This window comes from Roseobacter cerasinus (assembly GCF_009811755.1).
Taxonomy (GTDB): domain Bacteria; phylum Pseudomonadota; class Alphaproteobacteria; order Rhodobacterales; family Rhodobacteraceae; genus Roseobacter; species Roseobacter cerasinus.
The window spans coordinates 521,013-536,619 of record NZ_BLIV01000001.1 but is presented as its reverse complement, the minus strand read 5'-3'; the positions used below and the strand labels follow the sequence as shown (position 1 = coordinate 536,619).

14 protein-coding genes, 1 tRNA gene and 2 pseudogenes are annotated in these 15,607 nt (G+C 53.8%); 8 read left to right on the top strand and 9 right to left on the bottom strand.

The window, feature by feature from the left end; genetic code table 11:
• Window positions 1–43: 43 nt before the first annotated feature.
• Window positions 44–499, bottom strand: a complete 456-nt coding sequence (locus So717_RS02720) for a universal stress protein (RefSeq protein WP_159974650.1) — start codon at window positions 497–499, stop codon at window positions 44–46.
• Window positions 500–1,718: 1,219 nt separating this feature from the next.
• Between So717_RS02720 and So717_RS02715 the strand changes: the two genes are divergently transcribed.
• The 5 genes from So717_RS02715 (at window position 1,719) to So717_RS02695 (ending at window position 5,600) form a co-directional block, all read left to right on the top strand.
• Window positions 1,719–2,555 carry a 1-acyl-sn-glycerol-3-phosphate acyltransferase gene (locus So717_RS02715; protein ID WP_159974649.1) on the top strand — a complete coding sequence of 279 codons (837 nt, stop codon included), beginning with the start codon at window positions 1,719–1,721 and terminating at the stop codon, window positions 2,553–2,555.
• A 9-nt stretch (window positions 2,556–2,564) separates the two neighbouring features.
• Window positions 2,565–3,746, top strand: a complete 1,182-nt coding sequence (locus tag So717_RS02710; RefSeq protein ID WP_159974648.1) for an acyl-CoA dehydrogenase family protein — start codon at window positions 2,565–2,567, stop codon at window positions 3,744–3,746.
• A gap of 48 nt (window positions 3,747–3,794) precedes the next feature.
• Window positions 3,795–4,961: an acyl-CoA dehydrogenase family protein gene (locus tag So717_RS02705; RefSeq protein WP_159974647.1), complete on the top strand. Its 1,167-nt coding sequence runs from the start codon at window positions 3,795–3,797 to the stop codon at window positions 4,959–4,961.
• A complete protein-coding gene (locus So717_RS22620) occupies window positions 4,958–5,185 on the top strand; it encodes an integrase core domain-containing protein (RefSeq protein ID WP_368854953.1) in 228 nt (75 codons plus the stop codon). The genes So717_RS02705 and So717_RS22620 overlap by 4 nt, the downstream gene beginning before the upstream one ends.
• A 193-nt stretch (window positions 5,186–5,378) precedes the next feature.
• Entirely contained in the window at window positions 5,379–5,600 is a 222-nt protein-coding gene (locus So717_RS02695; protein ID WP_159974646.1) for a hypothetical protein, read from the top strand.
• A gap of 464 nt (window positions 5,601–6,064) precedes the next feature.
• Here the strand turns inward: So717_RS02695 and So717_RS02690 are convergent, their stop codons facing one another.
• The 5 genes from So717_RS02690 to So717_RS02670 form a co-directional block, all read right to left on the bottom strand.
• Window positions 6,065–6,295, bottom strand: a complete 231-nt coding sequence (locus So717_RS02690) for a MerR family transcriptional regulator (protein ID WP_238840618.1) — start codon at window positions 6,293–6,295, stop codon at window positions 6,065–6,067.
• 118 nt (window positions 6,296–6,413) lie between these two features.
• Window positions 6,414–7,136 carry a hypothetical protein gene (locus tag So717_RS02685; protein ID WP_159974645.1) on the bottom strand — a complete coding sequence of 241 codons (723 nt, stop codon included), beginning with the start codon at window positions 7,134–7,136 and terminating at the stop codon, window positions 6,414–6,416.
• Window positions 7,123–8,259, bottom strand: coding sequence for a tyrosine-type recombinase/integrase (locus tag So717_RS02680; RefSeq protein WP_238840616.1), 1,137 nt, complete (start codon window positions 8,257–8,259; stop codon window positions 7,123–7,125). The genes So717_RS02685 and So717_RS02680 overlap by 14 nt, the downstream gene beginning before the upstream one ends.
• Before the next feature lie 180 nt (window positions 8,260–8,439).
• Window positions 8,440–8,529, bottom strand: a tRNA-Ser gene (locus tag So717_RS02675).
• A gap of 307 nt (window positions 8,530–8,836) precedes the next feature.
• Entirely contained in the window at window positions 8,837–9,517 is a 681-nt protein-coding gene (locus So717_RS02670; protein ID WP_159974643.1) for an AMP-binding protein, read from the bottom strand.
• Between So717_RS02670 and So717_RS02665 the strand changes: the two are divergent.
• Window positions 9,516–9,697 (top strand): annotated as a pseudogene (locus So717_RS02665) (hypothetical protein); the annotation flags it as partial. The gene So717_RS02670 and the pseudogene So717_RS02665 sit on opposite strands and share 2 nt — an antisense overlap.
• A gap of 101 nt (window positions 9,698–9,798) precedes the next feature.
• Window positions 9,799–10,125: pseudogene (locus So717_RS02660) on the top strand (transposase); the annotation flags it as partial.
• Window positions 10,126–10,290: 165 nt separating this feature from the next.
• On the opposite strand, the gene So717_RS02655 reads toward So717_RS02660, so the two are convergent.
• The 3 genes from So717_RS02655 to So717_RS02645 form a co-directional block, all read right to left on the bottom strand.
• Window positions 10,291–11,130, bottom strand: coding sequence for an NAD-dependent epimerase/dehydratase family protein (locus tag So717_RS02655; protein ID WP_159974642.1), 840 nt, complete (start codon window positions 11,128–11,130; stop codon window positions 10,291–10,293).
• Between the two features lie 115 nt (window positions 11,131–11,245).
• A complete protein-coding gene (locus tag So717_RS02650; protein WP_159974641.1) occupies window positions 11,246–12,463 on the bottom strand; it encodes an NAD(P)/FAD-dependent oxidoreductase in 1,218 nt (405 codons plus the stop codon).
• 333 nt (window positions 12,464–12,796) lie between these two features.
• On the bottom strand, window positions 12,797–13,081 hold the full coding sequence (locus tag So717_RS02645; RefSeq protein ID WP_159974640.1) for a hypothetical protein: 285 nt from the start codon (window positions 13,079–13,081) through the stop codon (window positions 12,797–12,799).
• A gap of 255 nt (window positions 13,082–13,336) precedes the next feature.
• Between So717_RS02645 and So717_RS02640 the strand changes: the two genes are divergently transcribed.
• Complete coding sequence (locus So717_RS02640; RefSeq protein WP_159974639.1) at window positions 13,337–15,436, top strand: PAS domain S-box protein; 2,100 nt, start codon at window positions 13,337–13,339, stop codon at window positions 15,434–15,436.
• Window positions 15,437–15,607: the final 171 nt, after the last annotated feature.

Below are 15,607 nucleotides of genomic sequence, written 5' to 3'. Positions count from 1 at the left end.
GCTTGGTCCGCGCGGGCCCTGGCCCGCCGGTCCAGCGTGTGCCTCAGGTGATCGCTTCGAGCTTTTCCTTGCTCAGATCACCTGGTACGATGGTCATGGGAATAGGCAGGGTGCCTGCACTTTTGGTCAATTCAGTGACCAACGGGCCTGGGCCCTTCTTGTCTGTTCCAGCTCCCAGCACAAGCACGCCAATCTCCTGATCCTCATGGATCTGCGCCAGAATTTCATCCACGGGCCGACCTTCCCGGATCACCAACTCCGGGTTAATGCCCTGCCGGTCTCGCATCCACTTTGCAAAGACCTCATAGTGCACTTCAATCCGCTCGCGCGCCTCTTCGCGCATGACCTCGCCCACACCAATCCAGTGATTGAACTCATCCGGCGGTATGACCGAGAGGATTTCCACGCCACCGCCGGTGTGTGCGGCGCGCATCGCTGCAAAGCGCATGGCATTCAGGCATTCACGACTGTCATCGAGTATGACGAGAAACTTTCGCATCTTCCGATGTCCCCCTTTTGCTTGGATCATGACGACAGACGCGAGGCGGCGCAATCGCAATCTCCCTTAGGTTCTAAGGAAGGGCAGCGCGAAAGCTCCCGTCTTTGGTCTCCATGAAATGGTCATAGGGGTATCGCGGGCAGCAGGAACACTCTCCTGATCGGTGATCAATCTGGCGGCAGGTTGTCCATGGTTCGGTGGAGGTGGAGAGGGACGTCTCCAAGTCCTGCGAGTGGGTTTCAAGGGGGCGCGATAGCCCCATTGATCGTTGGGTGCAGGGAGAGCGAAGTCTCCTTGCTCGTGGTTGAGCGGCGATACGTTCAATGTCTGGATGATGGGTTCTATGCCCTGAGACCAGCCACAGGCCGGGGGGATACAACGGGGGAGCGCAAACACGCAGTGTTGGAGCGTCCCCTATGTCAAGCGTGTGGTACTACCACACACATCTTGCATGGTTTGCTTGGGGCCAGTTTTTGCAACACTGACTCTGCTGGTTCTCGGATCAGCGTATAGTCCGGATCGAACACATCTTAGGCTTCCAGGGCCGTCGCAAGCAAGATCGGGTTATACAAATTCACTTGGTCTGAACAAATGGCGGAGAAGCCTCGGATGTCTCGAATGCAAGACAAGAAGGATCAACCACCAACCGACATTTATTGTGGCACAGATGTCAGCGAAGTAAATTGGATGCCTATGTGCATCCTCATGGCGAACCGCTTCAAGTTCCCAATGACAAGGCCGGGATACGAACGTTAATACTTGTGTGCAAACGCAGTGACTTTGTGATTCTCTGTCGGACCTGTGCGGTTGCAGATAACGATCCTCCACCACCATTTGATGATATCGTTAAGTTGATATCCAACTTCATTCGCCATCACAGTTATTCAAGTTCGCGTGATCCGATTCTCCGAACGCTGAACTGAGCTGAATATTGCTGCCGCTACGGGGCCGTATCGGCGGAGTAGCGCATAGAGAATTTTAGGGGCCACTGGAGAATTGATCGATAGACTCAATTCAACTAGATGCCTCATTCTCTGCGAAAACGAGACCATTGGTCCCAATAGTTATAAGATGAAAGGGTAGAAATCCTAATGCACCTGTTCCGAAACGAAGTTGTTGATGCGCATAACGAAAATCTGCCTGGAGATCATCTTCTTACAGTATCCGTTCCCTCCAGTGCAACCACAGCTCCGCTAATAGCTCTTTGCGGAGTACCAAAATGACAACCGTTACCACGACATCAGATCAAGCAAGTTTGATATCTGCTCTTCTCCAAGAGCGTGGCGTCACTTTTAGGAACCAGCTTTTGTTTCACGCAATGAAACCAGTTATCGATCGACCTCTTCATCTATCGGATGCGATAGCGCTTCACCATAAAACACGGCATTTGGAAGCTCACGACTGTTTCAGAGAGATCATCGAGGCATCAGGTTTCGAAGTTGACGCCCTCGGACTGGAAAACATTCCGAATGACTCTCCGGTCATGTTAGTGGCAAATCATCCAACCGGCGTGGTAGACCTTCTCATCCTCTACGCTCTTCTAAGCCCCATACGAAATGACTTCCGTTTCGTCGCACATCGTGATGCACTTCGCTTCAATCCAAAGCTTTCAAGAATTATTATTCCTGCGGAATGGCGTGACCAATATTCGACTATACATACAGCTAGAGAGACAGCTCTTAGTGTGAAGCAGCACTTCAAAGAGCATAAAAATGGCCTGATGGGAGTTTTCCCATCCGGACGAGTTTCTGCTCGTTCACGTGGCAATCTTCAGGAGTATCCATGGAAAACAACGGCGATGAAGATAGCCGAAAATTATAGCCTACCGATTGTGCCGGTGCACGTCGATGCAAAAAACTCCACTAGCTTCTATCTTGTCAGCCATTTTTGGGAAAGTATGCGAAATGCATTAACATTCCGAGAGATATTTACCAAGAAAGGCCAAAAGATCAAAGTACATTTTGGTACTCAAATAAGGCCGCCGAAAGGTAGTGCAGAAATCGAAGAGTATACGCACAGACTTCAACGAGTGTGTAGTAAGAAGCTATATAAGTGAGGGGTGGAAATGAATTATTTTAGTGGTCAAGCAGGCAATAGTATTGAAGCTACACTACCGTTTTCTATATTGGAAACAGTTAAACGGCACTGCCAAGAAAATCTAAACCCGTTCAAAGCGGAGTGGGAAAAGGCGGGTCAAGCGCCTCTGCATGAGATTTTTAAGGACCTAGCCACGTATAAATTGCTTGGTATTCAAAAAGACGTAAAAGTGGGTGGACAGGGTATGTCCTACCAGACGCATTTGGAGTTTGCGGAGGCTCTTGGGCACTGCACCTGCCCGTCAATCAACTTGGCTGTCGGAGTGCAGACAGATATCGCGACACCTGCATTGGCGAAGTATGGTTCAACGGAACTCGTTGATAACTTCCTGAAACCATCAATAAATGGAGATTTGGTTGCGTGCATGGGTGCAAGTGAACCAGGCGCAGGGTCCGACCTTTCTCACTGCTCCACGAAGGCTGTCATTGAGGGTGACGATCTAGTAATAAATGGTAGTAAGATGTGGACGACGAACGGCGCACAGGCAGACTGGATGTGCTTGCTATGTCAAACAAATAACAAACATCCAATCTTAAACAAAGCTTTAATCTGTGTGCCATTGCATACTAAAGGTGTTGTGAGGTCCCAAAAATTGAAGAAAATTGGATTTAAAGCATCCGATACGACGATGTTCTTTTTTGATGACGTTCGAGTTCCCGCTCGGTTTATAATAGGAAACAACAAGCGGGGCCTCATCTACCAAATGGAGGCTTTCCAAGAAGAACGCCTCTGGGTAAGTGCAACTGGCCTCGTCCCGATGGAACGGTCATTGAATACCGTTGTAGAATACTTGAGTTCAAGACCGGGAAGGAAAAACCCGGAGTTAGATTTTCAACACAAACTGTTCGAGGCATCCTTGCTGTCAGCGGAAATAGCTACGCTGCGCGCTGCCCTCAAAACAGCTACCGGAAGTGATTTCCCAAGCATTGCAAGCAACAGTGTTGTGTCCAGATTAAAACTTCAGGCAGGGCGTTTGCAAAGGCGCGTCTTTAATTGGTGTTGCAAAGTCTTACCTGTCAACCATCCAGACTGGCTTACCTGTCACCAACATTTGCTTGATTGCCGCCTAGTGTCAATAGCCGGCGGGTCCGATGAGGTAATGATGAGCTTTATTGGAAAAGAGCTTCTGAAGAACAGTACACAAGCCTGAAATCGAAGTGCAAAGGGCGAAGCTATGCAAGTACAGCTAAACGACCAAATGGATTTGACGAACGGGGCCGGTGCATCAATTCGCGACACCTTGTCTCATATTTTTAACCAAGCGACCATCAATACTCAAGGCACATGTAGTGAAAGTCTGGCATGGGAGCTCCTTGGTGAAAACGGGTTTTTAGGCGCTACGGTCTCTCATGCCATGGGTGGAGTGGGTCTTGATCTCGCTCATTTGATCGAATTTTGTTCCGTCTTGGTGGACTATCTTCAGGACGAGCTAGCTTTTGTCCTTCATTCGTTGGTTTCTTCTGAACTAATAGAAGCATACGGATCGGGAAAGCAAATAGAGTCGCTACTACCAGGAATGCTTGATGGAACGCTTAGGTCAGCCGTTTGTTTTTTTGATTTGAGAACTTTTTCGGAGAGCAACTGGAGTGGGGCGTATTATGAAAAAAATGATGGGAAGTATGATCTGTATTTCGATCAGACAGTTTTCATCGGTGCGCAATCCAGCAATACTGTCATAGTAATTGCAAAAGAGAAGGGTAAGCAAAGCACCTTTTCCATATTTCATGTTCCTAAGGGCACGGAGTCTCTGGGGTTAAATTTGGAACGAGGTCAATTTGACGACGTTCAAATATCCATTGCTGGCCAACTTTCGGGAGTCATTCGAGATTTGGACGATAGCTTTATTTTGGGAAATAAGGATGGATTGGGTGGCAGTCAGTGGCAAAACTTCCTTGGCAAGCTTCACATGGCGATAGGGGCGTTATCGGTTGCTTCAATGAGTAAGGTAATTAGAGCAACTCGAGAATACACCAGCGACCGGGAAGTATTTGGACGAGCAGTAATAGATTTCGACAACACAAAACATGTTGTTGCGGCAGGTCAGTATGAAGTCTTGGCAGGTTTCGCGATTTTTCGCGATTTTTTTAACGGTGGTCATAGAGAAGATGCCTCCTCCAGCTACGTTAATGGACTCTGCGCAAAATTCGTCCGAAGACATACAAAAACTTGTGATGAATGTCTGCAGCTCTTTGGAGGTTATGGCTTTTTAGTGGAAAATCCGATTGGGAAGCGATATATGAACTATCTGTTCGCCTCTTCTATTTGTCTAGATGATGTTGAGTACGTAGCATTTGAAAAGCTGTGGAATCGTTCGAATGGAGACGATCTTCATCACGAATGCACAGCACTTGAACGGACAGCATAAACTTATGCAACGTAAATTTATCGAGATTTAGCGCGAGTCGGAACGGCATGGTGGAGCGCCTGATCCGGTCTTTGAAAGAGCAGTGTGTCCATCTTCAGCGTTTCGAGAGCTTGTCCAACGCGACCCGTGCAGTCGGCGACTGGATCCAGTTCTACAACCACAAACGCCCGCAGCAGGCCCTTGCCATGAGAATACCAACCGAGGCATTCAAATTAGCAGCTTAAACTGAGCAGATTCCGCTGTATCGGTACATCGTTGACCTAGGCTGTCAACCGTTTGATGGTGAAGAAGAAGATGTCAGGCTCCGCCGCAGTGAAAATGTCAAAGCTATATAAGCTCTTTTGGCGATCTTCACGTCTATGATGGGAGTGCGCCATCCGGAAAGCGCGTGAGCTGCGGTCAGCCAAGGCATTGCTTTTGTTTCCACCCGCATTGGCGCGGTGGACGGGCGTCAAAACCAAAGAGGTCAAAGCCCGTCTCGGCACCACACCCGACTTACAACCCGCCGCTGAAGTCGCCGCATGGCTGCAATCGCGCAAGACCGATCAGGTCAAAGATTATATCGCCCAAGTCAATGACCAGCATCGAAAAGACATGCTACCTTTCATCAACGAACGTGCGCAAATGGTGATCGCGTAGCGGCAAGAACGCAAAACTCTCAAAGCCAAACAAAACCAACGTTGGGTCGAAGAAACCAAAGCGCGGCAAGATCGGTTGCGCCCGTATCGGTCGCGGTAGTTACAGAGGTAAGGCGGGTCAAGGCCAGCTATCAGCTCGTCTTGCGGGATCATGCTGTCGTGCGCAAAGACCGGTAACGGCAAGTGGAAATGGCCTGTGTACGTGACGAGGGAAGATGTCATGAAAGACAGGTAGACAAGTCGCGCAATCGGTTTGTCGGCCAATCTGCGCCAGCGTGGATCGCGTCTAAGTTCTGTTGAAAGCATAGTAAATTCCATCTGCGACAAGAGCCGTACTCCCAGCTTACCGACAGCCACTACCGTGTCTGCGGTTTCGGTTTTATCTTGTTTCGCCGGGAGAAATTCGGTATCCGTTTAGCTGTCCAGACTAACGGCGAAGCCCTGCGAAAGCGGGGTTTTGTTGTTTTATGCCAGCTCGTTGGTTTGAACAGTTCGCTTCTGAATCCACGCGTTCAGGTCTGCGCCGTGATACTTAACTCTACGGCCAAACTTCACGAATTTTGGTCCTACACGCTGGTATCGCCATTGCGCGCGCATTGAACGACTGGTGATCAAGTCCAGTTCGGCATCCGCATCGTCGTAATAGTGTTCTGGATTGAACGGTTCTTTGCGCACTTCCACTTGATCGCCGGTCATATCGGCCTCCTATTCAAAGCTAATTGCGAATAATTGAGGACAGTTGGAAATGAATGTCGAAGAATTTTGGCAGTAAAACTCAGCGATTTTCGTGAGCAGTAACCCTGGCAGGTGCTGCTCACAGTTCGTTCTTGAAACTGGTCAAGAGCGGATCATCTGCTTGGCACCCCTTTGCTTTCCTTGCATAATGGCGGAACCCACCTTCAATTCGACCAATATTGAAAAGCTCTTCTAGACATTTGCAGAACACCCCAGAAGGGGCGCCGTACTTTTCGCCATCGGTGATCGGAACATCGCTGTAGACTTCGAAAATTGCCCTCAGAGCGACCGCAGTTCGAAAAGCCCGGTACTTTCCCCCTTGGCCTGCTTGCGCGACCAAACATTGTTCCTGATGTTTGATTAGAAAATGGATCGCGGACCGGATTTGGGCTGGGTCTGCCGAACGCACAGCTTCGAGGACCAAGTAGTAGAGTGGACCAGATAGCAGCAGAATAGCGTCGAAGACTTGTTTCTTTTTTTCCTTCTTCATTTTTTGGAACCGACCGTTGGAAAGCCAGCGGTCAAATCGCTTCAGTCGTAGGAGCGCATCGTCTGCCTTCCGGTTACCATACTCTTTGCTTGAGCCAATCCAAAAGACATGATCGGCGACAAATGGGTTGAACAACAATGTGGCGGGTACATACTCGTGGCTGCCTTCGAATTGCCGGTCAAGGTGTTTGCGGAGCACATCGGTTACCGATGACAAGAACGGCTCATATTGCGAAATGAAGTTCAGGATGCTTTGTCGATCTATCGCAAGCTCGGGGACATCCTCGTTAGAGTAAGGTTCAATCGGTGACATAGTCAGACCACCTCGCGAGGAGTTCACGCCGCTGGGCCAGTAGGTCCGAACGTGCATAGGCACGTTCAACCTGAGAGCCCACCTGATGCGCGAGGCTCAGTTCAGCAAGTTCTCGGCTGACCCCGGCCTGCTCAGAAGCCCAATCTCTGAAGGTTGAGCGGAATCCGTGAACGGTAATGTCTGATAATTGCATTCTGCGAAGCAGCATCAGCATAGCCATGTTACTCATAGGCTTGTGACGCTTCTGTCCCTCGAAAACAACGTCAGATCGTAGTGCTCGCAAAGGTTCAACAATGGACAGCATGTGGGCACTGAGGGGTACTCGATGCTCCTTGTCGGTCTTCATTCGGGCTGCGGGAACAGTCCACATCTGCTGTTCGAAATCAAACTCTTCCCAACGTGCTTGAAGCACTTCGCTGGTACGGCTGGCAGTTAGGCAGGTGAACATTAGCGCCTTCGCCGCCATGGCGTCTTTTGCGGCCAGTTGGGCATAGAATGCGGGCACGTCTTTCCAGTCCATGGCCTTGTGATGCTGCACCTTTTGCTTGACTTGGGGCAGCACACGCGCGTCGCGGATCGTAGTGACCGGGTTTTCGCCGTCACGAAAACCCTTAGACTTCGCTACATCAAGCACGGCTTTAATCCGTTGCGCGAGGCGCTTGGCAGTTTCGTGTTTCTCAGTCCAAACCGGTAAAAGAACCTGAAGCACTTCAGGCTGCCCTACCTCTGAGATGGGCAATCGGCCGATCTTGGGAAAAGCATACTCTGCGAGTGTGTTTATCCACTGCTGACCATGCTTCGGATTCTTCCAAGTCGGGAGGCGTTCAATATGGACTTGGCGGGCGATCTCTTCGAAACAGGGGATTTCCTGAGTAGCATTGTAGCGTGGGTTTATCCCTTGTTTCGCCATTCGCCGGTATTCAAGGGCGCGATCTCTTGCTTGGTTCAGCGTAACGATGTCTGCCCCGCCGAGACCAAAGTCGGTACGTAGCGGTTTGCCTTGTTTGTTCCGCTGCCCCTTGACAGTTACACGTACGATCCATCGACGCGCTCCGGACGGATCGACAACCAAATAGAGACCATTGCCGTCACCATGACGGCCGGACCCCAACGTCCGAACCAAGTTTTTTGTCAATTTACCACTGTGAAGAGCCACGATTATACCACAATTCATACCACCAAGTGAGCATGATTGAGACTAATCGAAATCAAATCAAACGCAATGGAGAAACTGATATCTTCATGTTTTCTATGAAGATAGGCGATGTCAGCTAACCGACAGTAACCCGGTATCAATGGTGGGTGGCGGAGACGAAGGGATTCGAACCCTCGAGACGGTTTCCCGCCTACTCCCTTAGCAGGGGAGCGCCTTCGACCACTCGGCCACGTCTCCGCTGATGGGTATAGACGTGCAGTTGCCAGAGTTACAAGACGAAATTGACCAAGAGATGATTTCGACAGCTAGGTTGTGCGGTGTCAGCATATTCTCCAGATCGAAACGGAAGATTACAACTCAAAATAGCTCTGGTAAGGCCGTTTGGCCGCAACGGTTTTACGATCCACATATTCTTGGCAACGTGTTGCTTAAGGTTCAAGACCGTGGCCCTTCTGAACCTGGCGCTTGGTGCTAACATGGGTGGTAAGAGCGGCCTGTTTTTGAATGTCAATTTTGGGCGCTATGGCCGCTGCATTGGTCATGTCTACACCTCATCACCATGGTTTGAACAGGGTGCAACTGTTTCATGCGGCATCTCTTTGAGATCTCGCGAAGATGGCACACCGCCGCGAGGCGCAACTCCCGCGATGCCCATCGCTGGTTCAGGCAACACCACCGTGGCGCCAAACGACCACAAATCGACAAGACTAGCATAGAATTCAGCTTTTACCGGCATCGCTAGCAGCACGCGGTCGCCATGGCCAAGTCCCTTACGCCTCCACTTTCTGGCCAATTGCTGCGCGCATATCTTAACCTCACGAAAGGTGACCTCGCGACCGTCGCTCTCAGTAGGGGCTGTCCGATCCGGGTGCCGATCAACCGCAACGGCAAAATGCTCCAGCAGGTCAGCCATCCAGGAGCAGCCCCAACAGGTTGTACCGTCGGAATACCATGGCCCCTCGGCGAGAACAAATTTTTCACGTTCCATACGGCCGACCTTCCTTTCATGGGCGCGGAGCACAGTCGCGCTTTTGATCTGCAAAATCTTCTCCGGACCGTCTTCAATCCTCTTTTCCAGGGCTTTGATATCTCTTGATATCTGGGCACGTGCCGATCCTGCGAAGGTCTTTCTCTGCTTCCTGAGTTTGTAGCTGATATTAGGGTCAGGACCCATTGATTTTTGGCGAGCGGCATGCTTCACGGCTCGAAAACGAGCGATGACCATGTCTGATCTTTTCTGGCTGACCGATGCGCAGATGGCGCGTCTTGCCCCCTTCTTCCCCAAGGCCCACGGCAAGCCACGCGTTGACGACCCATGACCGGCAGGCGATCTGCAAAGCTGATCTGCCAAGAAGGGGCGCGTGTGTTGAGCGGGATTATCTTCATCAATCACAATGGCTTACGGTAGCGTGACGCGCCTGCTGCCGATGGTCCGCACAATTAAAGGGGAGCGTTGATAAGGGAGGGTGAGGGTTTCTGGCCCATCGTACCTACCAAGGAGTGGAGGTGAGACCGAAATCTGGAACCCAGCGGAGCCACGGCGAGAAGGTCGTCAAGGACATCCGCCGCGCGACGCGCAAACAGCGCTCGGCTGAAGAGAAGATCAGGATCGTGCTGGAAGGCCTGAAAGGCGAAGTTAGCACTGCCAAGCTTTGCTGCCGTGAAGGCATAGCACAGAGTCTGTATTACATTTGGTCCAAGGAGTTTTTAGAAGCCGGGAAGAAGCGCTTGGCGGGTGGCACGGCCCACACGGCAACCTCGAATGAGGTCAAGGATTTGCGCCCGGAAGGGTCCGTCAGAAAACATCTTGCGAGGGATGACGCAATGCAATCGAATGCGTGATCGGCAAGCTCAAAGACCGGCGGCGCATCGTGACACGCTGGGATATGCCTCAGTGTTCGCCATCTCAATCGCCCAGCCGGTCGTCGTCTTTTGTGGACCCCGGTCCGGGATCGTATCACCCTCATTGTCGCCAACGTCCCCAGCTTGGTCTTTCGCTTACGTCTTGGCCGTATCGTCCGTGTTCAGGTTCAGATACGCCACGCCGCTGTTCCCCAAGTCGACGGCGGCGAAGGGGCCTCCGTGGTGGGTGTTGGCCGGATCCCGAGGGTCCAGGGGGCCGTCAGTGGCGTAAATCTCTTCCGCGAACTGTTCGGCGTTGTCCTTGGGGTGATAGCCCAGATGTTGCGCTTTGGCGTTGTCAACCGGGGCGCGGTCATTGTTGGAGACACCATAGACCACGCTGAAGCCGGTGATCGGTGTGCTGATCGCCCGCTCCACCAGATGAATCAGATCATCATAGCTTAACCAGCTGCCCACCGCGCGGCTGTTGGAGACCTGCGCACAGGACAGGATGCGCATGCAGACAGCTTCCAGCCCGCGCTTGTCCCAGTACAAGCTGGCCAGATCTTCGGCAAAGCACTTCGCAAGGCCATAGAAGGTGTCGGGCTTGTGGGCGGCGTCAATGCCAATGAAATCGGTCTTCTTGTGCATGCCCACCGCATGGATCGACGAGGCATAGACAACACGACGCAGCTTGTTGCGATATGCCGCCTCCCAGATCGTGTAGGCGCCGTAGAAATTGGGGCCCCAAAGCTCCTCCATCGGGGCCTCGTCGCCGATCGCACCGAAGTGAACCACCATGTCCGCGCCTTCAAGCAGAGCCACCATCGCATCGAGGTCCGTGATGTCCGCTTTCACATAGGTCTCATTTGCTGCCATGTTGGGCACCGCATCTGCGAGGTCGGATGAGACAAACTGCTCACACATCGTTGAAAGCGGTTCGCGCAGGTAAGAGCCAAGACGGCCAGCGGCCCCGGTGAGAACAAGTTTTTTCATGAGCGATATCCTTTGAGATCGAGGTGAGCCTGCGCGGTGCGGTTCGTTGCGGTATGCAGGCCTTTTGTGCTGGGCGGTGTTGGACATGGGGCAAACGGGCGGGCAGGCCGCACCATCAGATCACGGCCTTTTCGACAAGCGGCGTGTTGGCCGGAATGCGTGCGTAGCTGAACGGTGTCATATCGAGCGTGCGGTAGGTACCATAGGTCAGCCACTCTGCTGTGCCACGCCCCATGGCAGGCGACTGCTGCAGTCCGTGGCCCGAGAAGCCATTGAGGAAAATGAAGTTCGACAGCTCCGTATGCGGCCCCATGATTGCGTTGTGATCGAAGGTGTTCATGGCGTAGTGGCCGGCCCATTCGGACTGGAGCTTGACGGCCTCGAACTGCGGGATACGGGTGGCAAGGACGGGCCAGATGTGCTGCTCCCAAAGCGAGAAATCCATGGCATAGTCGTCATAGTCGACTGCCGGGTCGTGATCGGAATGGCCGCCGCACTGATATGTTCCGCCGCCGTTTTCGCGCACATGAACACCTGAGGGGTCGATGGTCAGCGGCAGGTCGACATCAAGCGGCTGTTCGGCCTTGAAGATCCAGGAATAGCGCTTGCGCGGCTCAACTGGCAGGTCGATCCCGGCCATCTGCGCAAGCGCTGCAGCCCTGGGGCCCGCGCAATTGACCATCTGGCCGCAGGCGACCACTTCGCCTGACTTCAGCGTGATACTCTCCACCCTGTTGCCCGCCGCGCTCCGGGTGATCGCGACCACTTCGTTTTCGATGTATTCGACCCCTCGCTCGCGCGACTGGCGGCGCCACCACTCATTCACCGTACCGCCATCCCAGTAGCCCTCATCCACCGTATTGATCGAGCCCAGAACAATGTCATCGACGTTGTAGAACGGATATCGGGCTTTGATCTCATCCGCTGTGAGCAGCTCGGTCCCGGCGCCATGGGCGCGTTGCACCTTCTGGTTTTGGCGCAAGACATCCGCGAAGGCGTCAGTCTCAGCCAGATACATGTATCCGAAGCTCCGGATCGACAGCTGGGGGATCCGCTCATCACCCCCCATATAGCTGCGGATGTTCTTGACGAAATCCGCCGCGAATTGGCTGATCTGAACGTTGAGACCGATGGAGAACTGCTGGCGCATGCAGGAATTCGTATGCGCGGTGGAGCAGGCCTCAAGAGTCAAATCACGATCGACAACCAGAACGGAGCCGTCGAAATCAGCGTTGTCTGACAAGAACCACGCGGTTGACGCGCCCATTATGGCGCCGCCGACGATGATGACGTCATACGCCGATTTGTTTGGTGCTTGCGTTTGTCCTGCCATCGGACATCCTCTTTCTTGTGAAGGGCGTGCTGCACGGCCTCAATCCCCGATGCGGACAGCCCTTAGTCTCCCGCAGCAGTTTTGGCAGAGATATGGCCGCGCGCAAGATCGCGTTTCACCAAATTCATGACAGCCTCCGCCGGGCCGTCGCGGCCTAGGCCGCCAAAGACGGTCTGATCATCGTCGCGCCATGAGGCACGACGTGCTTGCTCTTCACTGTCATCGGAGCGCTATCGCGACGTATGGCTGCGCTATTTGCCGCGGTCTGGCCGCCACGGCGGCCGAGTGGGAGGCCCGCACGAAGGGGCCTGTCTGTGTCGGCAATGGGTGAACTCACGCTATGGCGCGCGGATCGCGCCATAGCGTGAGTGGCTCGCCCAATGCGATCTCCTTTTGCGCGCGGGCGCGCAGCAGTGCAGCACCCTTCGCCATCAGGCGCATAAGCCCAGTATCGCGTTGCGGCGGCTTCGTTCTCAATGTGCGCGCACGAGCGGCGATGCCGGACGAGAGGTTTGGCTGCGCGGTTCCGAGGGCCGGGACGGCGCTGCGACCGACGACCAAGGCGTCGCGCTGTTTGAGAGAAACCCGGCCTTTTTTATCGTGACTGTGTCTGATCATCTGAAATCGGCTATCGTCAACCACGCCCCACGGCCCGGCTAGGGACGGACGTCGCGCGCCTAGTGGGTTGCAAGCGCTTTCTTTTTTCGCCGCAAAGCCCCTTGTGTCTTATTATTCAACGACTTCCGGTTTGGCGTCCAAACCACGCGTTTGTGGGGCTGCCAGCAGCGTAGATCGTCCGAAAAAGTGGTACTTGGCGCAACACTATCTAAACCTCTTTGTGGTCTTGGGCGATTAAGCGAGGAGATCAAGCTGATGAAAGACCTGACCATAGAAGCCCATGCGGCCCAGGGCGACACCTCTGAAATTTTCCAGGTGCTGCACCAGGCGATGGATGCCGTTGTGATGATCGACGAGTTCAACAACGTCACCTTCTTCAATCCGGCGGCGGAGCGATTGTGGGGCTATTCCAGTGCGGAAGTGATCGGTCAGAACGTGAAGATGCTGGTCCCGAAGGTAATGCAGCCGCAGCACGACAGCTGGGTTGACGCCAATCGCGACGGCGGCCCGGACAAGATTGTCGGCACCAGCCGCGAAGTTGAGATTCACCGCAAGGACGGTGGGTTGCGATGGGCCAGCCTGTCCCTCTCCAAAGTCGTCTCCGAGGGTCGGCCCGCCATCTACACCGCCTTCATGAAAGACGTGACCGAGGAGAAGGCGGCGCGCGAACTGATGAAGGCAACGCTAGAGCAGACAATCGACGCCGTCGTGATGCTGGATCAGGCCAACCACGTGACGTTCTTCAACGAGGCGGCCGAGACGCTTTGGGGCTATCACCGGGATGAGGTCATCGGGCAGAACGTCAAGATGCTGGTGCCACCGGAAATGCGCAGCAATCACGACAGCTGGGTTGACCGTCACAGAAATGGCGGGGAAGACCGGATTGTCGGCACCAGCCGCGAGGTGCCTGTTCACAAGAAAGACGGCTCCGTTGCCTATGGCAGCCTGTCTCTGTCTTGCGTGAAGTTGCCTGATGGCACGAGCCAATACACCGCCTTCGTCAAAGACGTGACCGAGGAGAAGGCCGCGCGCGAACTGATGAAGGCAACGCTAGAGCAGACAATTGACGCCGTCGTGATGCTGGATCAGGCCAACCATGTGACGTTCTTCAACGAGGCGGCTGAGACGCTTTGGGGCTATCACCGGGATGAGGTCATCGGTCAGAACGTCAAGATGCTGGTGCCGCCGGAGATGCGCAGCAATCACGACAGCTGGGTTGACCGCCACAGAAACGGCGGGGAAGACCGGATTGTCGGCACCAGCCGCGAAGTACCGATCCATCGCAAGGACCGCTCTGTGGCGCATGGCAGCCTGTCCTTGTCCTGTGTGAAGTTGCCCGATGGCGCCAGCCACTACACGGCCTTCATCAAGGATGTGACCGAAGAGGTGGCACAGAGAGAGCAGTTCCGCCTGTTGTCCCTGGTGGCGAATGAGACGGATAACTCGGTGATCATCACCGACAAAGACGGGTTGATCGTGTTTGTGAACCCCGGTTTCGAACGGCTCACAGGCATCTCGGCGCGCGACGCCAAGGGTAAGAAACCCGGCAGAATGCTGCAGGGCCCTGCAACCGACAAACAGACCGTCGCGCGCATCCGACAGAAACTGGACAGTGGGGAGGCGTTCTACGAAGAGATCCTGAACTACTCCAAGAAGGGGGACCCCTACTGGATCAGCCTCGCTATCAACCCGGTGCGTGACAAAAATGGGCGGATTGAATACTTCGTGTCGGTACAGGCCAATGTCACGGAGACGCGTCAGAAATCGATGAATTTCGATGCAAAACTCTCTGCGATCAGTGACGCAACCGCCATCGCTGAATGGTCACATGCCGGTGCGCCGCTGGAGACCAACGCATTTCTGAACAGCCATGGCAACCGACTGCCGCGTCTTGGAGAGGTGCTGAGCGATGCGGATGTAAAGTCGGTTCTGGATGGCAAAACGCTGAGTAGAGAGTTGTCTTGGCCCACCGGAACAGGGGAAGAGCTCTGGCTGGACGCGATCTTCTCCTGCACGCGGGATATGGAAGCCAAGGTGGACCGCGTCATCATGTGTGCAAACGACGCCACTCTCCGGCGGGAAGCAACCGCGCGCAGTTCCGAAGCCATGGGCAATATGTTGAGCAGCATCACCAACCTCGTCGAATCCATCGGCGGCGTGGCCAAACAGACGAACCTGTTGTCCGTGAATGCGACGATCGAAGCCGCCCGGGCGGGTGACGCCGGGAAAGGGTTTGGTGTGGTGGCAACCGAAATCAGAAGCCTGGCCAGCCGTGTCGGCGATGCCGCCACACAAATCGACCAATTGATCAGCGAGGGGCAGGATGCGCTGCACAAGCTCAAAGACAATAACTAGCAGCGCAAGGGGTCGTTGACCGCCCGCGGGTCGGTCTGACGTTGATATACTGGATCAAGCTTTTGGCGTTGGAGGGACAACACGCGTTAGCCCTCCAACACTGCAAGCGATGCGGATGGCACGGGGTTCGACCTGCAGAAGTAAATGGGGTCAGTCCGGTCTGGCGGTTGA

Bases quoted from the DNA above. Each gene is read 5' to 3' on its own strand.
- So717_RS02715 (WP_159974649.1), top strand. From the start codon at position 1,719: ATGACAACCGTTACCACGACATCAGATCAAGCAAGTTTGATATCTGCT.
- So717_RS02640 (WP_159974639.1), top strand. From the start codon at position 13,337: ATGAAAGACCTGACCATAGAAGCCCATGCGGCCCAGGGCGACACCTCT.
- So717_RS02720 (WP_159974650.1), bottom strand. From the start codon at position 499: ATGCGAAAGTTTCTCGTCATACTCGATGACAGTCGTGAATGCCTGAAT.
- So717_RS02650 (WP_159974641.1), bottom strand. From the start codon at position 12,463: ATGGCAGGACAAACGCAAGCACCAAACAAATCGGCGTATGACGTCATC.
- So717_RS02645 (WP_159974640.1), bottom strand. From the start codon at position 13,081: ATGATCAGACACAGTCACGATAAAAAAGGCCGGGTTTCTCTCAAACAG.
- So717_RS02670 (WP_159974643.1), bottom strand. From the start codon at position 9,517: ATGGTCATCGCTCGTTTTCGAGCCGTGAAGCATGCCGCTCGCCAAAAA.
- So717_RS02685 (WP_159974645.1), bottom strand. From the start codon at position 7,136: ATGTCACCGATTGAACCTTACTCTAACGAGGATGTCCCCGAGCTTGCG.
- So717_RS02655 (WP_159974642.1), bottom strand. From the start codon at position 11,130: ATGAAAAAACTTGTTCTCACCGGGGCCGCTGGCCGTCTTGGCTCTTAC.
- So717_RS02705 (WP_159974647.1), top strand. From the start codon at position 3,795: ATGGATTTGACGAACGGGGCCGGTGCATCAATTCGCGACACCTTGTCT.
- So717_RS02690 (WP_238840618.1), bottom strand. From the start codon at position 6,295: ATGACCGGCGATCAAGTGGAAGTGCGCAAAGAACCGTTCAATCCAGAA.
- So717_RS02710 (WP_159974648.1), top strand. From the start codon at position 2,565: ATGAATTATTTTAGTGGTCAAGCAGGCAATAGTATTGAAGCTACACTA.